The organism is Massilia sp. CT11-137, from assembly GCF_047302885.1.
Lineage (GTDB): Bacteria > Pseudomonadota > Gammaproteobacteria > Burkholderiales > Burkholderiaceae_D > Telluria > Telluria orientalis.
In genome coordinates, this window is the sequence record NZ_JBKYMP010000002.1 from 2,516,448 (window position 1) to 2,532,967 (window position 16,520).

A 16,520-nucleotide genomic window follows, 5' to 3' on the forward strand; every position below is an offset into this window, starting at 1 on the left:
CCTCCTCAGAACGCAAAGCAGCTGCAGCCGAACGCACCCCAGAACGCGCGGAAATCCGACACCGGCACATCCGACTTGCGCGCGCGGTCGTGCGCATGCGCGTGGACGGAGCACGCGCCGCGGCACTGGTGCGGCAGGGTTGCGGCGACCGGTTGCTGGACGGGGCGGTAGTGGCCCGGCACCTTCGCCACGGGCGACCACTCGGGCAGCACGGGAATGGCGGGCGGCGCCAGCTTGTCGAACGCACCCTGGCCGAACACGATGCGCCCGCCCACGACGGTCAGCACGGATTCGATGGCCTTGATGGCGTCCTCGTCGACGCGGAAGTAGTCGGCCGAGAGTACCGCGAGGTCGGCCAGCATGCCCGCCTGGATGCGGCCTTTCTGGCCCTGTTCGCTGGAGAACCAGGCACTGCCCGCGGTCCACAGCTCCAGCGCCGTGTGGCGGTCGAGACGCGAGCCGGCATCGTACAGGCGCAGGCCGCCGACGGTGCGGCCGGAGACGAGCCAGTACAGCGCCGTCCACGGGTTGTAGCTGGCCACGCGGGTGGCGTCCGTGCCGGCGCCGACGGGCACGCCGGCGTCCAGCATGCGCTTGATCGGCGGCGTCGATTCGGCCGCCTTCGCGCCGTAGCGGTCGACGAAGTACTCGCCCTGGAACGCCATGCGGTGCTGGATCGCGATGCCGCCGCCCAGCGCCTTCACGCGTTCGATGTTGCGCGGGGTGATGGTCTCGGCGTGGTCGAACATCCAGCGCAGGCCGTTGAACGGGATCTCGCGGTCGACCTTCTCGAACACGTCCAGCATGCGCGAGATGGATTCGTCGTAGGTCGCGTGCAGGCGGAACGGCCAGCGGCTCGACACGAGGTGGCGCACCACTTGCTCGAGTTCATCCTCCATGCCGGCCGGCAGGTCGGGGCGCGGTTCCAGGAAGTCCTCGAAGTCGGCGGCGGAAAACACGAGCATCTCGCCCGCGCCGTTGTGGCGGTACCAGTCGCTGCCCTGGCCCGGCGTCACCATCTCCGTCCACTTTTTAAAATCGTCGAGTTCCTTGCCCTTGTTCTGCGTGAACAGGTTGTAGGCGATGCGGATGGTCAGCTGGTCTTGCGCGGCCAGCTGTTCGACGACCTGGTAGTCCTCGGGATAATTCTGGAAGCCGCCGCCCGCGTCGATCGCGCTCGTGAGGCCGAGACGGTTCAGTTCGCGCATGAAGTGGCGGGTCGAATTGATCTGCTGCTCCAGCGGCAGCTTCGGGCCTTTCGCCAGGGTCGCGTACAGGATCATCGCGTTGGGGCGCGCGATCAGCATGCCGGTCGGGTTGCCGGCGGCGTCGCGCACGATTTCTCCTCCGGGCGGGTTCGGCGTCGTCTTGTCGTAGCGGACGGCGCGCAGGGCGGCGCGGTTGAGCAGGGCGCGGTCGTACAGGTGCAGGACGAACACGGGCGTCTCGGGTGCCGCCGCGTTGAGTTCGTCCAGGGTCGGCATGCGCCGTTCCGCGAACTGGAATTCGTTCCAGCCGCCGACCACGCGCACCCATTGCGGGTTCGGGGTGCGGTCGGCCTGCTCCTTCAGCATGCGCAGCGCGTCGGCCAGCGACGGCACGCCTTCCCAGCGCAGCTCGAGATTGTAGTTCAGGCCGCCGCGGATCAGGTGCAGGTGCGAATCGTTCAGGCCCGGGATGACGGTGTGGCCGTCCAGGTCGATTACGCGGGTCGTGGCGCCTCGATGGCGCATGACGTCGGCGGCGTCACCCACGGCGACGAAGCGGCCGCCGGCGATGGCGACCGCGTCCGCCTGCGGGTTGGAACGGTCCAGCGTGTGGAAGCGGCCGTTCGTGAGGATCAGGTCGGCGATGGCGGGTAGGTTCATGGTTTCCTCCAGAATGTAAATATATTACTGCGCGCGGCTGTACTGCAGCGGCGACAGGCCCGTGCTGCGGCGGAAGCTGCGGCAGAAATGGCTCTGGTCGGCGAAGTGCAACAGCATGGCGATTTCGCACACGCTGTGGCGGCGGTCCAGCAGCAGCCGGCGCGCGTGCTCGATGCGGCGCCGCATCAGGTAGCGCATGGGCGGGTCGCCCGTCGTGGCGCGGAACAGGCGCGAAAAATAATGGCGCGACAGGCCCGCGTGGCCGGCCAGGTCCGCCAGGGTGAGCGGCTCGGTCAGGTGGTCGTCGATGTAGCGGCAGACGCGGATCACGGGCGCGGGATTTTCAGGCATGGTCGCGGCTTTCGGACGGGGGGACGACGCTGGCGATGCTGCGCACGGGCAGCACGACGCGGAACAGCGCGCCGTGCGGCTCGGCGGCCGTGCATTCGATGCGGCCGCCGTGCGCCTCGACGATGGCGCGGCTGATCGACAGCCCGACGCCCGTGCCGTGCGCCTTGGTCGAATACAGGGCGTCGAAGATGCGCTCGCGGTCGGCCGGGGCGATGCCGGGGCCGTTGTCGCGCACGCGCAGCTCGACCAGTGCGGGGCCGGCCGGCACGGATTCCAGCACGATGCGGCGCGGCCGGTCGCTGACGCCCGCCAGCGCCTCGATCGCGTTCAGCAGCAGGTTGATGAGCACCTGCTGGATCTGGGCGCGACTCGCGTGGATCTGGCGTTCCGGCAGCAGCAGGCGCGTCTCCAGTTGCACGTTCTGGCGCACCATCAGCGCGCGCAGCAGTTGCGCCACTTCGCCGACCGCCGTGTCCAGTGCGAACATGCTGGCCGCTTCGCCCTCGCGCCGCGCGAGACCGCGCACGCTGCGCACGATGTCGCCGGCCTGTCGGCCGCACGCCGTGATCTGTTCCAGCGCTTCCAGCGCGCGCGTCGTGTCGGGCTGGCCGCGGCGCAGCCAGCGCCGGGCGGCCGCCGCGTGCAGCAGGATCGCGGCCAGCGGCTGGTTGACTTCGTGCGCGATCGTGATGCCCAGTTCTCCGACCGTGCCGGCGCGCGCGGCGCGCGTCTGCTGGTCGTGGTCGGGCGCGGCGGGCGCCGCGTCCCAGGCCAGCATCAGGTCGCGCACGCGGCCGTGCGCGCCCCAGTCGCGCCAGGCGTCCAGCGCGAGCTTGCGGTAGCCCGGCAGCGCGCCGGCGAGGCCGTGGCGGGCGCACAGGCCCGCGGCCCCTTCCCAGGCCAGTGCGGCGACCCAGGCCTGGCCGGCCGACTGGGCCTGCGCGGCGGCGCGTTCGTAGGCGGTGAGGGCACGCGCGCCACCGGCGGCATCCTGCTCGGCCGCGAGCGCGAGCAGCGCCATCGCGCCGGCCACGTCGGGCGCGCGCCGGGCCCACGCCTGCAGGGCGCGGCGGTGCGCGCGCAGCGCGGCCGTCGCCCCGGGAACATGGTCGAGCCGCGCCAGCGTCAGCGCGCCGAACAGGTGATACGGCAGCAGCTCGCACGGCGGCGTGACCGGCGTGACGAGCTCGCGGGCCGCAGCCAGCGCCGCACGCGCCGCGCCCGTTTCGCCGCGCAGCCAGGCGGATTGCAGGCTGCCGAGCCAGCACCCGAACTGCATGGCGTCGGCAGGCACCGTCGGCATGTACGGCGGGCGCGGGCCGTCCGCGAGCGCGCGGAACAGGGCAATGCGGCTGTCCAGCTGGCTGGTGGCGACGGAAACGTTGCCAAACGGGACCGACTGACGGACGGCGTCGGCGTAATGGAGCAGCTCGGCCAGCGGCGCGCCGCACAGCAGGCGCACCCCCGTCCACAGCACGGCGTTGCGGGCCAGCGTGTCCGGACGGCCGGCTTCCAGGCGGCAGGCTTCCGCTTGCAGCAGCGCCGCTTCGCGCAGCGGTGCGCAGCGCGACAGGATGAGCGTGGCGTGGGCGCGCAGCACGGCGCCGGCGACGGCGCGCCCATCGTCATGGCGGGCGCGCACCGCGCACGTTTCGGCGAGCAGCATGGCGCGGCGGCCGCCGTGGAAGCGGTCGAGCGCGACGGCCGCCAGCAGCACGGCGGCCAGCAAGGTCGCGTCGCGCGGGCCGTCCAGCAGCGCGCGCCGGATCTCCGCTTCGATCAGCGCGCCGGGCAAACGGCCCGCATTGAACGCATCCTGCAGCGCGTCGGCGAGCAGCGGGTCGCAGGCCAGCACGGGGGCGTCGGCCAGCGTGGGCATGCCGGCGTCGCACAGCAGCTGCCAGGCGCGCCGGCAGGCGGCGATATGGGGCTCGGACGCCGCGGCGCCGGCGGCGAGCGGGGCGGGCGGGGCACAAGCAGGTTCGTTAGGTACGGTCGTTCGATTCATGTGCGCGCTCAAGTGTGCCGCCGGCGCGAATTGGGCCGGGGCTGAACCAGTATCGCGGCCTTGTAGGACAATCCCCTCATACGAAAGGAGGATCGATGCGGGTCTTGAATGAATGGCGAGCATCGCAGCCTCAGGCGGGGAAGGGCCGCCCGAGCAGCGGCAGGTCGTGGCGGCGCGCGCCGGTCGCGTTGGCCAGCCCGTTCGCGAGCGCGGCCGCCATCGGGCCCTGCGCGGCTTCCGCGACACCCAGGAAGGGTAGGCCGGGCTGGTCCAGCAGGTCGACGTCGATCCGCTCCGGCACCCCGGAAAAGCGCAGGATGGGGTAGGTGCTCCAGTCCATGCTGGCGATGCCGTCCGGGCCGTAGCGCAGCTGTTCGTGCAGGGTCCAGCTGGCGGCCTGGATGATGCCGCCTTCGAGCTGGTTGCGCGCGCCGTCCGGATTCACGACCTGGCCGCAGTCGGCGGCGCACGCCACGCGGACGATGCGCACGGTGTTCTTGTCCTTGTCGACCGCGAGTTCCAGCGCGATCGCGACGTAGGCCATGATGTTCTTGTACTGGCCGAACCCGAAGCCGTAGCCGTGTCCCGGCGCCGGCTTCGACTTGCCCCAGCCGAAGCGCGCGGCCGCCTTTTCGATGACGGCGCGGGCGCGCGGCTCGTTCCCCAGATGGTCGAGGCGCAGGCGCACGGGGTCGGCGCCGGCCAGCTGCGCCAGCTGGTCCATCGTCCCTTCGATCGCCGTGACGTTGATGTGCGCCCCGAGCGAGCGCATCGCGGAGCTGCGCAGCGGCGTCACCGGCAGAAAATGGTTCACGACGCGCGCGTTCGGGATCGCGTACAACGGCAGCGCGTTGCGGTCGCCGCCGCCTTCCGGCATCGGCATCGGCTGCGACGGCGACGGCGCAATCGGCTGCGCCAGCAGCCACGCGGGGACCAGCTTGCCCGCGTTGCCGGGCCGTTCGTTGTGCGAACCGCTCCACAGCGCGTAATCCCAGTGCGAGATGCGGCCCTGGCCGTCGAGCGCCGCGCGCACGGTCGTCACCATCGCGGGGGCATACGGCTCCCACAGGTTTTCCTGGTCGCGCATCAGCTGCACGCGCACGGGCACGCCGGGCACGGCGCGCGCCAGCAGCGCCGCATCGGCCGCCACGTCGTCGGCGCCGTTCTGGCCATAGCAGCCCGACCCCTCCGTGTGGATGCAGCGGACTTTAGCGAGCGGCATGCCGGTGAGTTCCGCCAGCGCGGCCCGGAGCGGATACACGCCCTGCGTGTGCGTCCAGACGGTCAGCATGTCCCCGTCCAGCCGGGCGACGGCGCACGACGGGCCGATCGAGCCGTGCATCACGTACTGCTTCGTGTAGCGGGCGGAGATGCCGGGGCCGGCCGCGGGCGTGTCCACCTTGCCGCGGTCGAGGATGGTGATGTCCTGTGCGGGCAATGCCTGCAGGGTCGCGTGGATCGCGTCCGCCCGCGGCAGCGGCGCGCCGCCCTGCCATTGCGCGTTCGCGGCCAGCGCGTTCATCGCCTGGATCGCGCGCCATTCGTCGTCCGCCAGCACGGCCAGGTAGTCGCCGTCGCGCACCACCTGGCGCACGCCCGGCAGGCGCCGGATGGCGCCGAAGTCGGCGCGCACGAGTTTCGCGCCCGGACGCGGCGGCCGCACGACGCGGGCATGCAGCATGCCGGGCAGGCGCATGTCCTGCACGTACGCCGCGCCGCCCGTGACTTTCGCCGGGATGTCGAAGCGGGCCAGTGGCCTGCCGATCAGGCGGTAGCGCGCGGGTGGACGCAATGGCGACGTTTCGCTGGCCGCGCGGTGCAACCCGGCCGCGTCCAGGCCGCGCAGCGCTTCGCCGTAATGCATGCTGCGGCCGTCGGGGCCGACGGCGCGGCCCGCGCGCAGGAACACCGTCTCCGGCCCCACGCGCCACTGCGCCGCCGCACCCTGGCGCAGCAGCGCGGCCACCTGGCTCGACGCATGCAGCAGCGCGCTGCCGCTGTCGGCCATCGTGTGGCTGCCGGCCGTGAAACCCTCGTTCGGCGTGCGCGCCGTGTCGCCCTGCACGAACTCGATGTCGCCCGGCTGCAGTTCCAGCTGTTCGAGCGCGACCTGCGCGAGCGCCGTGCGCACGCCGGTGCCCAGTTCGACCTTGCCGCTGAAGACCGTCACCTTGCCGTCGGGCGCCACGCGGATCCACGCGTCCAGGAAGGGCGTGCGCTGCAGGCTGCCGGCCAGTTTGGCGTTTGCGACCGGCGGCACGCCCATGCCGTTGAATTCGGCGCGCGCGGCGCGTGGCAGCAGCGCGAACGCGAGGACGAGGGCACCGCCTTCGAGGAAGGCGCGGCGGCCTTGATTGACTTCATTCATGCGGGTTCTCCCGCCGCGGCGCGGATGGCCGCGAGGATGCGGTGGTGCGTGCCGCAGCGGCACAAATTCGGTTCCATGTGGCGGCGGATTTGCTCGTCGGTCGGATGCGGCACCTTGTCGAGCAGGGCCTGCGCCCGCACGATCATGCCGGCGATGCAATAGCCGCACTGCGCCGCCTGGTGCTCGATGAACGCGGCCTGCAGCCTGCCCGGCCTGGCGGCGCTGCCGAGACCCTCCACGGTGCGTACTTTGCGCCCCGCGCAGGCGGCCAGCGGCGTCACGCAGGAAAACACGGGCTTGCCGTCCAGCTGCACCGTGCAGGCGCCGCACTGGCCCATGCCGCAGCCGAACTTGGCGCCGTTCAGGTGCAATTCATTGCGCAGCACGTACAGCAGCGGCGTGGCGGGATCCGCGCGCAGGTCGTGCATGCGGCCGTTGACGTCGACCTTTATGGGATGAGATTGGGTCACGGTTGCATCTCCTTGCGCAGCTTCGCGCTCGCGGCGGCTACGCCGGGCCAGGCGGGACGGCCGGCGCCGGTGCGGACCCACGCGGCCAGCTCGGCGACCTGGGCGTCGGACAGCACGTCGGCGAACGGCGGCATGTAGGCGGCAGCCGCGCCACCGGGCGCGGGGCGTTCCCACGGGATCCCGTGCAGCACGGTCTGGATGAAATTGGATGCATCGTCGCCCAGCACGGCGCTGCTGCGGTCGAGACCCGGCCGTCCGCCGAGACGCATCATCGGTGCCGACGGCGTGTGGCAGCCGGCGCAGGCGGCCGCGAACAGGGCGGCGCCGGACGATCCGGTTCGTGCGACCGCCGGGACGGCCGTTGCCGTTGCGGTTGCGGGCTGCTGGATCGTCATCAGGTAGGCGGCCATCGCCGCGACGTCCGCGCGCGGCACGCCGGCCAGCCGTTCCGTCACGGGCCGCATCGGCCCCTTCGCGGCACCGTGCGTGAGCGACAGGCCGCCCTGCAGATAATCCGCGAGTTCGGCGCGCGTCCACGGCGCATCGCCTTGCGCGAGGCGAGTGAGCGCGGGCGCATGCCAGCCGTCGACGGTGCCGCCCTGGAACGCGGGACTGCGCTCGCCGCCCAGCAGATTCATGCCGCTGTGGCAGGAGGCGCAGTGGCCCAGCGTGTCGACGAGGTAGCGGCCCCGATCGACCGGGCCCGTGCCGGGCGCGGTACCGTCGCCGGGACGCAGGTACAAGGCATTCCAGAACGCGAGCAGGGGCCGGAAATTCAGCGGGAACGCGAGGTCGTTGTCCGGCTGTTTTACGCGCACCGGCGGGCGCGACATCAGCCAGGCGTAGGCCAGTTCGATGTCCTCGTCCGACATGCGCGTGTAATGGATGTACGGGAAAGCGGGATACAGCAGGTGGCCGTCGCGTGCCACGCCTTCGCGCAGGGCGCGCTTGAACGCGGCGCTCGTCCAGCGGCCGATGCCCGTGTCGGGATCGGGTGTGATGTTGGTGCTGTAGATGATGCCGAACGGCGTCTTCAGACCGAGGCCGCCGGCATAGGCGGGACCGTCGGGCGCGGTATGGCACACCATGCAGTCGCCCAGCGCCACGACGCGTGCGCCGGCCGCGAGGACGGCGGCGGAGGGTGGCGGCGGCGGGCCGGCGGCAGGTGCGATCGCGGCCGGACGGGTCCAGGCATACAGGCCGCCCAGTACGACGGCCACGAAGGCGGTGCCGGCGGCGGCGAGGGTGCGCAATCTCATCGTGGATTCCTTGATTCGGTTGCGGCGATTGTCGATTCATGGCCGCCCCATCGTCTAGTTATACAAAGGGATACCGGCTGGCCGTCACTGTAGCGCCGGACGGCCCGGTCGATTGATGCTTTTGGCGCAAGAGTGTCTTGCGCGGCAGGCGCCGACGCGCGCGCCGCCGACGCGGTATGCTGGACGTTCGCAGGAGATCGCCATGACAGCCTTAACTTACAACCGCGCCTGGCACCGCGTGCTCGGCGCGGGGCACCTCACGCTGGGCCTGATGACGCCTCTCGCCCGCGCGCCCGGCGCGCCGGCCGACAGCGCGCGCGAGGCGGCGCTGGCTGCCCGTGCCGACGCGCTCGGCATCGCCGCGCTGTGGGCCCGCGACGTGCCGCTGATCGTCCCGCAGGGCAACACGAGAGAAGCCGCCGTGCTGGACGATCCGTTCATCTGGCTGACGCTGTTGGCCGGCGTGACGGCGTCCACCGCATTGGGTACCGCCGCCGCCGTGCTGCCGCTGCGCCATCCGCTGCATGTCGCCAAGGCCGCGTGGTCGCTGGACCGGCTGAGCGGCGGCCGCTTCATCCTCGGCCTCGGCTCGGGCGACCGGCCGGAGGAACTGGCGCCGTTCGGCGTCGACACCGCGCCGGAAGTCCTGTTCCGCGAGCGCTGGCAGACGTTGGCCGCCGCCCTGTCGACGGATGCGCAGGTGCGTGCCGACCTGCTCGAGGGCACGGGCGGCTACGCGCCGACACCGGTACCGGGTGCGCGCATCCCGCTGCTCGCGGTCGGCACGGCGCGCCAGTCGCTGCAATGGATCGCGGCGCACGCGGACGGCTGGGCCACGTACCACCGCGAGGAAGCGCGCCAGCAGGGCCGCATCGCGCTGTGGCAGCGGGCGCTGGAAGAGCGGGCCGGCGGGGTATCGAAACCGTTCGTGCAGTCGCTGCAGCTGGAACTGCTGGCCGACCCGCACGCGCCCGCGGAACCGCTGGAACTGGGCCTGCGCGCCGGCCGCCGTGCGCTGCTGGTCTATTTCGAGCGGATGGCGGCGTTGGGCGTGGCGCACATGCTCGTCAACCTGCAGGGGCCGCGGACGGTCGAGGACCAGGTCGAGGAACTGGGGCGCGAGATCGTGCCGCGGCTGCCTACGCTGGCGGTGCGCCAGGTTGGCCGCTGAGGTGGTCGCCCAGGTCCTGTTCCGCGAGATGCTCGGCCAGCAGGTCGACGAAGGCGCGGATCTTCGTCGAGTTGCGCCGGCTCGCGGGATACAGCGCGTACAGCCCGACGTCCATCGGGCCCGGATTGACGCGGTAGCCGGGCAGCACCTGCACGAGCGTGCCCGCGCGCAGGTCGCGCTGCACGAGCCAGCGCGCGAGCATGGCGATGCCGAGGCCGCCCAGCGCCGCCTGGCGCAGCACTTCCGAATTATTGGCGTGAACGACGCCGCGCACCTCGACGTCTTCCGCGTCGGCTTTCGAATCGTCGGCCTGCAGGCGCCACGTGCGGCGGCCGGCGCCGAACGCGAACTGCAGGCAGTCGTGCGCCGCGAGCGCGATCGGCGTCTCCGGCGCGCCATGCGCGGCCAGGTAGGCCGGGCTGGCGCACAGCACGCGGTCGTGGGCGGCGAGCTTGCGCGCGACGAGGTTCGATTGCGGGTCGAGGCTGCCGATGCGGATGGCCACGTCGATCGCTTCGTCGACGAGGTTGGCGGGCGCGTCGTCCAGGCGCAGGTCGAGCGTCAGGCGCGGGTGGCGCGCGCGCAGCGCGGGCAGGATCGGCGCGACGTACAGGGTGCTGAAGGTGACGGGCGCCGCCACGCGCAGCACGCCGGCCGCGCCGTCCGCCGCCGCTTCGTCGGCCGCGTCGAGGCGTTCCAGGATGCGCAGGGCTTCCTCGTAATACGTGCGGCCCGCGTCCGTCAAGGTGACGCTGCGGGTGGAACGGTTGAGCAGCACGGCGCCGAGGCGGCCTTCGAGGGCGTCGACGAGGCGCGCGACCGACGAGGTGACGAGTCCGAGCCGGCGCGCGGCGGGCGAGAAGCCGCCGGTGGCGGCGACGGTGCAGAAGGCCTTCAGTTCGGCGAAGCGGTCCATCGTATCCTCATGTCGTGTGTGGTTTTACGCTACTCATACCAAAGGATACTGTGCCGCGCGCGGATCTGCGTCTACCATGGTTTCATGATCGATTCGGCCCGATTGGGAGGGGATGATGCGTTACTACCTGACGTTCGCGCTGCTGGGCCTCCTGATGGGCGGCCTGTGTATCGTGCTGGAAGTGCATACGGCGGCGCCGGCCGTCGCGATGATGGGGTTGTTCGGCGCCAGCGACGCGCCGGCGCCCGCGCCCGCGGAGGGCGCGGCGCTGCCGGCGTGATTGCATCAGGAACGCAGGAACGCGAGCAGGTCGGCGTTCAGGCGGTCCTTGTGGGTGAAGGCCAGGCCGTGCGGGCCGCCTTCGTAGACGACCAGGCGGCCCTGCGGCAGGATCTCGACGGCGCGGCGCGCGGTGGTGTCGATCGGGACGATCTGGTCGTCGCTGCCGTGGATGACGAGGGTCGGGATCGTCATCTTTTGGAGGTCTTCCGTGAAGTCGGTTTCCGAGAACTGCTTGATGCACTCGTAGGCGGCGCGCACGCTGCACTGCATGCCCTGCAGCCAGAACGTGTCGCGCGCGCCCTGCGAATCCTTGGCGCCCTCGCGGTTGAAGCCGTAGAACGGGATGCTCAGGTCCTTGAAGAACTGGGCGCGGTCGGCCTGCACGCCCGCGCGGATGCCGTCGAACACGGACATCGGCACGCCGTTCGGGTTCGCGTCCGACTTGGCCATCTGCGGCGTCACCGCGCCCACCAGCACGGCACGCTTGACGCGGCCGGTACCGTGGCGGCCGATGTAGCGCGCGACTTCGCCGCCGCCGGTCGAGTGGCCGACATGGGTCACGTCGGTCAGGTCCAGCGCTTCGACCAGTTGCGCCAGGTCGTCCGCGTAGTCGTTCATGTGGTTGCCGTGCCAGGGCTTGCTCGACAGGCCGTGGCCGCGGCGGTCGTGGGCGATGACGCGGTAGCCGTGGTTCGCCAGGAACATCATCTGGTCTTCCCAGGCGTCGCCCTGCAGCGGCCAGCCGTGGCTGAACACGACGGCGGGACCGTGGCCCCAGTCCGTGAAGTGGATGATGGTCCCGTCGCGGGTCGTGATGGTGTTGGCGGTGCGGGTGATGGTCATGGCGTGTCCCTTCGGGTTGGTGGCTGGAAGCCGGAAGGGACAGCGCGCGCCGCCGCATCCGGACCCGGACATTGTCGGGAGCGGCGCGCGGGCGGTCTAGTCATACGAACGTATAGGTTTTGCTTACCCGGCGGCATCGGGTGTTGCCTTCTCGACCGGGCAGTTGAGGGCGAGCATGCGGTCCACCGGCGCCGACGCGCGCATGCGCTCGCGCCACCACTTCAGCGCCGCGCCTTCCTCGCCCGTGCGCCAGGCCATGTACAGCGTCTCGTCCGGCTTCGGTTCCTCGACTTCCTTCTGCACGAGGCGGCCGGCCGCGATGTCGGCGCGCGCCCACGCCTCGGGCAGGAAGCCGAAGCCGAGGCCCGCCAGCTGGAATTCGTATTTCGTCTGCATGTCGGGCACGGTCAGGGTGTCCTGGCCGAACAGCAGGCCCACCGTGCGCGCCTGCAGCAGCCGGACGGAGTCGGCGACGGACACCGCGCGGTGCGCCGTCAGCTCCGCCTTGCCCAGGCGGTGCCGGACCCTGGCCAGCGGGTGGGAAGGCGCGACGACGAACACGAACGACATCGTCCCGAGCGGTTCGGCCGTATAGCCGCCGCCGGATGGCCCTTCGCCGGCCGCGCCGACGAGGAGGTCGACGCGGCGGTCGAGCAGGCTTTCCCACGTGCCGGACAACGCTTCGCGCACGATGCGCAACCGGGTCTGGTCGGCCACTTCATAAAAGGCGCGGATGTCGTCCCGCAGGCCGAGCGGGGCGAGTGCGGAGTCCATGCCGATGGTGAATTCGGTCTCCCAGCCGGAGGCCACGCGGCGCACGCGGCTCTCCAGGTCGCCCGCGGCCTTGAGCAGGTAGCGGCCTTCCTTCAGCAGCTCTTCGCCGGCCGGCGTGAGGACGACGCGCGGGCCGAAGCGCTCGAACAGCTGCACGCCCAGGTCGTCCTCCAGCTTGGAGACGGTGTACGAGATCGTCGACGGCACGCGATACAGTTCCTTTGCGGCGGCCGAGAAGCTGCCGCGGCGGGCGATCGTGTCGACGGTGAGGAGGGCGTCCAGGCTGAGTCTGAGCATGTGCGGGCAATCGAGGGCGAGGGGCGCATCGTATCAGGCGCGCGCCCACTTCGACAACGTCCTTCCGATACGGGCGCGGAACGCCTGCACCCGATCCGGCGCGAGCGACTCGGCCCGGTCAGGTCTTCGACGACCACGTCGTGGCCGTGGGCGGTCAGGGTCGAGATGGCGTGCCGGGCCAGCGTGCGGCACAGGCTGTCATGGACGGGGTGGGCGATCACGACGAGACACTTCATGAATGATTTCCTGAGTAATAACCGTCGCCCCCGCGGAGGCGGGGGCCCAATTTTGAGTGCGCTACCACTAAGCGTGTAACTTGGGTTCCCGCCTTCGCGGGAACGACGTGTCAGGTATGCAGGCCCAATTCATCCGCCGCCTCCTTGCGCAGCATGAACTTCTGGATCTTGCCCGTCACCGTCATCGGAAACCCGTCCACGAACCGGATATAGCGCGGGATCTTGTAGTGCGCGATCTGCCCCTGGCAAAAGGCGCGGATCTCGTCCGCGTCCGCATGTTCGCCCGGCCGCAGCACGATGCACGCGCACAGTTCTTCTCCGTATTTCGGGTCGGGCACGCCCACGCACTGCACGTCCAGCACCTTCGGATGGCGATACAAGAACTCCTCGACCTCGCGCGGGTAGATGTTCTCGCCGCCGCGGATCACCATGTCCTTGGCGCGGCCCACGATGCGGCAATAGCCGTCCGCGTCCAGCGTGGCAAGGTCGCCCGTGTGCATCCAGCCGGCCGGGTCGATCGCCTCGCGCGTGCGTGCCTCGTCGCCCCAGTAGCCGAGCATCACCGAGTAGCCGCGCGTGAGCAGCTCCCCGGTTTCCCCGCGCGGGACGACCTGGCCCTCCGCGTCGACGATCTTGACTTCCAGGTGCGGGTGGATCCGCCCGACCGTGCCCACGCGGCACGCGAGCGGGTCGTCGACGGAGGTCTGGAAGCTGACGGGCGACGTCTCCGTCATGCCGTAGGCGATCGTGATCTCGTCCATGTGCATTTGCCGGATCACGCGCTGCATGACTTCCATCGGGCAGGGCGAGCCGGCCATGATCCCCGTGCGCAGGCTGCCCAGGTCGAACGATGCGAACCCGGGATGGTCCAGCAGCGCGATGAACATCGTCGGCACGCCGTGCAGCGCCGTGCAGCGCTCGGCCTGCACGGTGGCCAGCACCGCGCCGGCATCGAAGCCTTCGCCGGGATATACCATCGCGGCGCCGTGCGTCATGCAGGCGAGGTTCCCCAGCACCATGCCGAAGCAGTGGTACAGCGGGACGGGGATGCACAGGCGGTCGCGTTCCGTCAGGCGCATCGCCTCGCCGATGAAGAAGCCGTTGTTCAGGATGTTGTGGTGCGTGAGCGTGGCACCCTTCGGCGCGCCCGTCGTGCCGGACGTGAACTGGATGTTGACCGGGTCGTCGAACTGCAGGGTGCGCGCCACCGCGTGCAGGCGCGCCATGTCGGCCGGGGTCGCGCATTGCGCCACGGTGTCGAAGGCCAGCATGCCCGGTGTGGATTCGTGACCGAGGCGGATCACGTGGCGCAGCTCGGGCAGCGTCGCGCTGCGCAGTTCGCCCGGTGCGGCGCCATCGAGTTCGGGCACGAGGTCGCGCAGCATGCCGAGGTAGTCGCTCGATTTGAAGCCGGGCGCGAGGATCAGCGCGCGGCAGCCGACCTTGGCCAGCGCGTATTCCAGCTCGGCGCGGCGGTAGGCCGGATTGATGTTGACCATGACGAGGCCGGCCTTGGCGGTGGCGAATTGCGTGAGCACCCATTCCGCGCGGTTCTGCGACCAGATGCCGATGCGGTCGCCGGGCTGCAAGCCCAGGCCCAGCAGGCCGGCCGCGAGCCGGTCGGCCCTTTCGCGCAATTGGCGCCAGCTCCAGCGCACGCACTGGTGCGGGATGACGAGCGCATCGCGGTCGGGATGGCGCTCGGCAATGCGGTCGAGGTGGGCCCCGATCGTGTCGCCGATGAGGGGGAGCGAGTGCGCTCCGTGGACGTAGCTGGCTTGCATCTGTGTCTCCTGTTTATCCCTTCCGACACAGTGTAGCGTCCATGCGCGGCGGTCGATTGTCGAAAAAATCGATGATAGACCGTAAAACAACTCGTTTTTCTTCTTGCTTGGCACCGACCATAATGCTTTCCATGGAAACGCGCTTTCGAGGGCAATAAGCCAGCAGGAAAGCGCAGCGTGTTCGAACTGTTCGAACACCCAAATCACGATCACAAGGAGAACATCATGCTGAAAGTACGTAAAAGCGCGGACCGCGGTGTCGCCAGTTTCGGTTGGCTGCGCTCGCAGCACACCTTCTCGTTCGGTCACTACTACGATCCGGCCCACATGAACGTCGGCCCGCTGCGGGTGATCAACGAAGACCGCGTGGCCCCGGGCCGCGGCTTCGATCCGCACAGCCACAAGAACATGGAGATCATCTCCTACGTGCTGGACGGCGCGCTGGAGCACAAGGACAGCATGGGCAACGGTTCGGTCCTGCGCTACGGCGACGTGCAGCGCATGAGCGCCGGCACGGGCGTCACCCATAGCGAGTACAACCACTCGGCGACGGAATCCGTGCACTTCCTGCAGATCTGGGTGATCCCGGCCGAGGCGGGCGGCGAGCCGGGCTACGAAGAGAAGCACTTCGACACGGACAGCAAACGCGGCAAGCTGCGCCTGATCGCGTCGAACGACGGCCGCGACGGTTCCGTGTCGCTGCGCCAGGACGCCGCCCTCTACGCGACGATCCTCGATGGCAGCGAGCGCGCCGACCATGCACTGCTGCCGGGCCGCCAGGCCTATGTGCAAGTGGCGCGGGGCAGCCTGACCGTGAACGGCTGCGCCCTGGAAGCCGGCGACGCCGTCCATGTCAGCGACGAGGCCGTCGTGGCGCTGTCGGACGCGAAGGATGCGGAAGTGCTGCTGTTCGACCTGCCGGTCTGAACCTGGTGAACATTAACGAGTCAAACGCAACGATATTCAAGGAGAAGATCATGGAAACCACTAAGCTCTACCCCGTCGGCCGCGCCCTGGTGGGCGCCCTGTTCCTGGCATCGGGCATCAACAAGATCATCGGCTTCGGCTACGTGGCCGGATGGATGAACAGCCTGGGCATCCCGGCGGCGGGGTTGCTGCTGGCGGGCGCGATCCTGCTCGAGGTCGGCGGCGGCCTGGCGCTGGTCACCGGGATCCAGGCGAAATACGCGGCGCTGGCGCTGGCGCTGTTCACGGTGCCCGTCACCCTGATCTTCCACGGCTTCTGGCATGTGGACGCGGCCGAGTTCCAGAACCAGCTGAACCACTTCCTGAAGAACGTGGCGATCTTCGGCGGCTTGCTGGCCCTGTTCGACGTCGAACGCCAGCGCGAGACGAGCGCCGCACGAGTGAACGTACTGCGCAGCCGGGCAGCCTGAGAATGACAACGCGCCGCGGCCGGCGGCGCACGTGACGTACAATTTGTCCGCGACCTGGCGTACACGGGTGGCGGACATCCACGCAAACGAAAGAGACGAGGAGAACGAGCCATGGAAGTGACGACGCATCGCGGCACGGGGCCGCTGCAGCAGGTGATCGAGATCGGCCAACACCGCATCCTGACGGACGTGAAGCCGGAATTCGGCGGCGAGGACAGCGGCCCGGAACCGCACGACATCCTGGCCGCCGCGCTGGCGGCCTGCACGACGCTGACCGTGAGCCTGTACGCCAGGCGCAAGGGCTATCCGCTGGACGAGATCAAGGTCTCGATCAGGCATGGCCAGGAAGGCGCGGCCTACGGCCTGCACCGCACGATCGAATACATCGGCGCGCTGGACGACGAGACGAAGGCCCGCCTGACCGACATCGCCAACAAATGCCCGGTGCACAAGACGCTGTCCGGGACCATCCAGATCACCACGGAGGCACGCTGAC

Annotated in this window: 15 protein-coding genes; 5 read left to right on the top strand and 10 right to left on the bottom strand. The window is 70.2% G+C overall.

What is annotated here, in order from left to right:
• Positions 1–5: 5 nt before the first annotated feature.
• The 6 genes from ACEN98_RS27900 to ACEN98_RS27925 all read right to left on the bottom strand — a co-directional run bounded on the left by ACEN98_RS27900 (position 6) and on the right by ACEN98_RS27925 (position 8,324).
• Positions 6–1,868 (bottom strand): amidohydrolase, encoded by a 1,863-nt coding sequence (locus ACEN98_RS27900; protein WP_413388138.1) that lies wholly within the window; start codon positions 1,866–1,868, stop codon positions 6–8.
• Between the two features lie 24 nt (positions 1,869–1,892).
• On the bottom strand, positions 1,893–2,219 hold the full coding sequence (locus ACEN98_RS27905; protein WP_056131176.1) for a helix-turn-helix domain-containing protein: 327 nt from the start codon (positions 2,217–2,219) through the stop codon (positions 1,893–1,895).
• A complete protein-coding gene (locus ACEN98_RS27910; protein ID WP_413388139.1) occupies positions 2,212–4,227 on the bottom strand; it encodes a sensor histidine kinase in 2,016 nt (671 codons plus the stop codon). The genes ACEN98_RS27905 and ACEN98_RS27910 overlap by 8 nt, the downstream gene beginning before the upstream one ends.
• 130 nt (positions 4,228–4,357) lie before the next feature.
• Positions 4,358–6,595: a molybdopterin cofactor-binding domain-containing protein gene (locus ACEN98_RS27915; protein ID WP_413388140.1), complete on the bottom strand. Its 2,238-nt coding sequence runs from the start codon at positions 6,593–6,595 to the stop codon at positions 4,358–4,360.
• A complete protein-coding gene (locus ACEN98_RS27920) occupies positions 6,592–7,065 on the bottom strand; it encodes a (2Fe-2S)-binding protein (RefSeq protein WP_413388141.1) in 474 nt (157 codons plus the stop codon). The genes ACEN98_RS27915 and ACEN98_RS27920 overlap by 4 nt, the downstream gene beginning before the upstream one ends.
• Entirely contained in the window at positions 7,062–8,324 is a 1,263-nt protein-coding gene (locus ACEN98_RS27925) for a cytochrome c (RefSeq protein ID WP_413388142.1), read from the bottom strand. The genes ACEN98_RS27920 and ACEN98_RS27925 overlap by 4 nt, the downstream gene beginning before the upstream one ends.
• A 202-nt stretch (positions 8,325–8,526) precedes the next feature.
• Here ACEN98_RS27925 and ACEN98_RS27930 point away from each other — a divergent pair, with 202 nt between their 5' ends.
• The gene (locus ACEN98_RS27930) at positions 8,527–9,495 is read left to right on the top strand and encodes a TIGR03571 family LLM class oxidoreductase (protein WP_413388143.1); all 969 of its coding nucleotides are present in this window, start codon (positions 8,527–8,529) and stop codon (positions 9,493–9,495) included.
• On the opposite strand, the gene ACEN98_RS27935 is transcribed toward ACEN98_RS27930, so the two are convergent.
• Positions 9,464–10,411 (bottom strand): LysR family transcriptional regulator, encoded by a 948-nt coding sequence (locus tag ACEN98_RS27935; protein WP_413388144.1) that lies wholly within the window; start codon positions 10,409–10,411, stop codon positions 9,464–9,466. The two genes, ACEN98_RS27930 and ACEN98_RS27935, sit on opposite strands and share 32 nt — an antisense overlap.
• A 115-nt stretch (positions 10,412–10,526) precedes the next feature.
• Between ACEN98_RS27935 and ACEN98_RS27940 the strand changes: the two genes are divergently transcribed.
• A complete protein-coding gene (locus tag ACEN98_RS27940) occupies positions 10,527–10,691 on the top strand; it encodes a hypothetical protein (protein ID WP_413388145.1) in 165 nt (54 codons plus the stop codon).
• A gap of 5 nt (positions 10,692–10,696) precedes the next feature.
• Here ACEN98_RS27940 and ACEN98_RS27945 read toward each other — a convergent pair whose 3' ends face one another.
• The 3 genes from ACEN98_RS27945 to ACEN98_RS27955 form a co-directional block, all read right to left on the bottom strand.
• A complete protein-coding gene (locus tag ACEN98_RS27945; RefSeq protein ID WP_413388146.1) occupies positions 10,697–11,536 on the bottom strand; it encodes an alpha/beta fold hydrolase in 840 nt (279 codons plus the stop codon).
• Positions 11,537–11,659: 123 nt separating this feature from the next.
• A complete protein-coding gene (locus tag ACEN98_RS27950) occupies positions 11,660–12,607 on the bottom strand; it encodes a LysR substrate-binding domain-containing protein (RefSeq protein ID WP_413388147.1) in 948 nt (315 codons plus the stop codon).
• Positions 12,608–12,953: 346 nt separating this feature from the next.
• Positions 12,954–14,627 (bottom strand): AMP-binding protein, encoded by a 1,674-nt coding sequence (locus tag ACEN98_RS27955; RefSeq protein ID WP_413388148.1) that lies wholly within the window; start codon positions 14,625–14,627, stop codon positions 12,954–12,956.
• A gap of 225 nt (positions 14,628–14,852) precedes the next feature.
• Here ACEN98_RS27955 and ACEN98_RS27960 point away from each other — a divergent pair, with 225 nt between their 5' ends.
• From ACEN98_RS27960 to ACEN98_RS27970, 3 genes are all read left to right on the top strand, one after another.
• Positions 14,853–15,554: a pirin family protein gene (locus ACEN98_RS27960; RefSeq protein ID WP_413388149.1), complete on the top strand. Its 702-nt coding sequence runs from the start codon at positions 14,853–14,855 to the stop codon at positions 15,552–15,554.
• Positions 15,555–15,604: 50 nt separating this feature from the next.
• Complete coding sequence (locus ACEN98_RS27965; protein WP_056131209.1) at positions 15,605–16,024, top strand: DoxX family protein; 420 nt, start codon at positions 15,605–15,607, stop codon at positions 16,022–16,024.
• Positions 16,025–16,135: 111 nt separating this feature from the next.
• Positions 16,136–16,519 (top strand): OsmC family protein, encoded by a 384-nt coding sequence (locus ACEN98_RS27970; RefSeq protein ID WP_413388150.1) that lies wholly within the window; start codon positions 16,136–16,138, stop codon positions 16,517–16,519.
• The last annotated feature ends 1 nt before the right edge of the window (position 16,520 follow it).